Annotated in this window: 4 protein-coding genes; 1 reads left to right on the plus strand and 3 read right to left on the minus strand. The window is 65.8% G+C overall.

Going from position 1 to position 2,961, the window contains the following annotated elements; all coding sequences use genetic code 11:
• The 3 genes from ACP5M5_RS14545 to trpS all read right to left on the minus strand — a co-directional run.
• The coding region (locus ACP5M5_RS14545) for a hypothetical protein (RefSeq protein ID WP_427938552.1) at positions 1 to 206 on the minus strand (206 nt) is incomplete at its 3' end.
• Positions 207 to 407: 201 nt separating this feature from the next.
• On the minus strand, positions 408 to 962 hold the full coding sequence (locus ACP5M5_RS14550; protein ID WP_427938554.1) for a histidine phosphatase family protein: 555 nt from the start codon (positions 960 to 962) through the stop codon (positions 408 to 410).
• Positions 959 to 1,978 (minus strand): tryptophan--tRNA ligase, encoded by a 1,020-nt coding sequence (gene trpS / locus ACP5M5_RS14555; RefSeq protein ID WP_427938556.1) that lies wholly within the window; start codon positions 1,976 to 1,978, stop codon positions 959 to 961. The genes ACP5M5_RS14550 and trpS overlap by 4 nt, the downstream gene beginning before the upstream one ends.
• A 74-nt stretch (positions 1,979 to 2,052) precedes the next feature.
• On the opposite strand from trpS, the gene ACP5M5_RS14560 reads away from it, so the two are divergent.
• Positions 2,053 to 2,802, plus strand: coding sequence for an SDR family NAD(P)-dependent oxidoreductase (locus ACP5M5_RS14560; RefSeq protein WP_427938558.1), 750 nt, complete (start codon positions 2,053 to 2,055; stop codon positions 2,800 to 2,802).
• The last annotated feature ends 159 nt before the right edge of the window (positions 2,803 to 2,961 follow it).

Genomic DNA, 2,961 nt, shown 5'->3' on the forward strand with positions numbered 1-2,961 from the left:
CTGCCGCCGTCCCTGAGAGAGATAGCGGCGTTGAGATCGCTGCTTGTGGTGATGCTGCCGGCATTGGTGACCACAACACCGCTTGCGCTCGTGCCGGCATAGACGGCGGGGCCGCTGCTGACGGTGATTTCTTCCGTCCCCGGGACGTCGAGCGTCTGGCCGGGGGTGAGGGTGAGTGTGCTGGTGATCGTGGTTGACGCCGCCATGGTGTTCTCCCGGACGAAAGCATAACTTATGCGTGCATAAGTAATAAAAACTCAACTTCCGGGAGAATTTTTGCGTCGCAACAACAACGTTGCCGCCGTCAACGGCAAAAAACCGCCCTAACCAAGTTATATTTTAGTCCGGTTTAGAGCAAAATGAAATAATTTATTGACGACCCTGCCGGCGCGATTGCCGGCGCGGCCTCACGGGTGCCAGATGATTTCTTCCGGCGGCGGAGCGGCGGGGTCAGCGCGGCGCCATTCGCCGTTGGAGACGCTTTCGCCGGTCAGCGCCAGGATGAACCCCCAATGCGCGACCACCAGCACCTCCCGCCAGTCCGGCAGCGCCGCGATCTCGGCACGAAAGCGCGCAGCGCGGCCGGTGATGCTTTCGCGGCTCTCCTCCATCGTCGGCCACCAGATTTCCTCGAGCGCGGAAAAATCATGACCGGGCCAGGCGCGCGCCAGTTCACTCGCCGGGGTGCCGATATCGCAGGCGAAGGCATAACGCTCGCGCACCAGGGGCGAGACGGTGACTGGCACCGCAAGCCGCCGCGCGATCGGCGCCGCGGTCTGCAAGGCGCGGGTATAGGGCGAGACGATGATGCGGCGGATCGGCTCACGCGCCAGGCTTTCGGCGGCGTGTTCGGCCTGTGCGTGGCCGAGCGGGGTCAGCGGCGCATCGGGAATGCCGGGATCGCGCCGCGTCGCGGTGAAATGGAGATTGAAGAGACTCTGGCCGTGGCGGAGGAGGATCATGCGCGCGCGAGAAAGCCGACCAGCCGCTCGGCCTCGGCGACGATCGGATCGGCGATCGCCGCCGCCCGCGAAGCCCCGGCGCGTAACACCGCCTCGATCGCGCCGGGATCGGCGAGCAGACGGCGGGTTTCGGCGGCGATCGGCGCGAGATGGGCGATGACCAGCGACGCCAGCGCCTCCTTGAAGGCGCCAAAGCCTTTTCCGCCATGTTCGGCGAGCACGGCGGCGGTCGGGAGATCGGCCAGCGCCGCGTAAATGCCGACGAGATTGCGCGCCTCCGGCCGCCCTTCCAGCCCCGCCGGCTCGCTCGGCAAGGGCGCGGGATCGGTCTTGGCGCGGCGGATCTTGAGCGCGATCGCATCATTGTCATCGGTCAAGTTGATGCGCGATTGCTCGGACGGATCGGATTTCGACATTTTCTTGGTGCCGTCGCGCAAGCTCATCACCCGCGCCGCCGGGCCCATGATCAGGGGCTCGATCGCGGGGAAGAAATCAACGCCGTAATCGTGGTTGAATTTCTGCGCGATGTCGTTGGCGAGTTCGAGATGCTGCTTCTGGTCATCGCCGACCGGAACCCTCGTTGCGTGATAGGCGAGAATGTCGGCGGCCATCAGGTTGGGATAGACGTAGAGCCCGGCCGAAGCCGCCTCGCGATCCTTGCCGGCTTTGTCCTTGAACTGGGTCATCCGATTGAGCCAGCCGAGACGCGCGACACAGTTGAAAATCCAGGCGAGCTGCGCATGCGCGCGCACCGCCGATTGATGAAACAGGATATGGCGCTCGGGGTCGATGCCGCAAGCGATCAGGCTCGCCGCCATTTCGCGGGTTTGCGCGGCGAGCGCCCTCGGCTCCTGCCAGACGGTGATGGCGTGGAGATCGACGACGCAGAAAATACACGCATGCCCCTCCTGCAGCCGCACCCAGTTGCGCAGCGCGCCGAGATAATTGCCGAGTGTCGGCACGCCGGAGGGCTGGATGCCGGAGAAGATGCGGGGGAGTGCGGTATTTTCGGTCATGATGCGTCTTTTCCGGCCTCTTGCCGATGCGGTCAACCCGGATTACGCCTAAGCGACAAGCGAGGGAGGAAGCGATGAGCGAGATGCGGCGGTTCACCGATCAAGGCGCGATCATCACCGGGGGGGCGGCCGGGATCGGGCTCGCCTGCGCGAAAAGGCTCGTCGCGGAGGGGGCGCGGGTCAGCCTCTGGGATCTCGATCAGGCGGCGCTCGCCGCGGCGAAAGCCGAAATCGGCGCAAACGCCCATAGCGTCGCCGTCGATGTCACCGATGCCGAGGCGGTGATGGCGGCGGCCAAGGCCAGCGCCGCGGCGCTCGGGCGGGTCGATGTCATGGTCGCGAGCGCCGGCATCTCCGGCCCCAACGCGCCGAGCTGGGAGTATCCGCTGGATGCCTGGCGGCGGGTGATCGATATCAATCTCCACGGCGTCTTTCATAGCTGCCGCGCGGTGGTGCCGATCATGCGCGACGCCGGCTATGGCCGCATCGTCAACATTGCCTCGATCGCGGGGAAAGAGGGCAATCCCAACGCCGCCGCCTATTCCGCCTCGAAAGCGGCGGTGATTGGGCTCACCAAATCCCTCGGCAAGGAGCTGGCCGACACCGATATCCGCGTCAACTGCATCACCCCGGCGGCAGTGCGGACGGCGATTTTCGCGCAGATGACCGAGCAGCACATCAATTACATGCTCTCCAAAATCCCGCTCGGGCGCTTCGGCGAAGTGGACGAGATCGCTTCCCTGGTCGCCTGGCTGGCCTCGCGTGAGGCGAGCTTTTCCACCGGCGCGGTGTTCGACATTTCCGGCGGCCGGGCGACCTATTAGGCCGCGCGGCGCGACTTCCGCGAGGCAACCGCGCGCGCGGACAAGGACGGCACCAACAGATAGGTGAGGCCGCTGGTCGCGGTGGTGCAGTCCAAAACCCCCGAGCCGAGGCGCGGGAGATGCCCGCCGCCGTCGCTCCAGCGCCAGCGGCTCTCGGCG

The organism is Acidibrevibacterium sp., assembly GCF_049965395.1.
Classification (GTDB): Bacteria; Pseudomonadota; Alphaproteobacteria; order Acetobacterales; family Acetobacteraceae; genus Acidibrevibacterium; species Acidibrevibacterium fodinaquatile.

What these genes read in the sequence shown, in the direction of transcription:
- ACP5M5_RS14550 (WP_427938554.1), bottom strand. Translation starts at nt 962, where the DNA reads ATGATCCTCCTCCGCCACGGCCAGAGTCTCTTCAATCTCCATTTCACC.
- ACP5M5_RS14560 (WP_427938558.1), top strand. Translation starts at nt 2,053, where the DNA reads ATGAGCGAGATGCGGCGGTTCACCGATCAAGGCGCGATCATCACCGGG.
- trpS (WP_427938556.1), bottom strand. Translation starts at nt 1,978, where the DNA reads ATGACCGAAAATACCGCACTCCCCCGCATCTTCTCCGGCATCCAGCCC.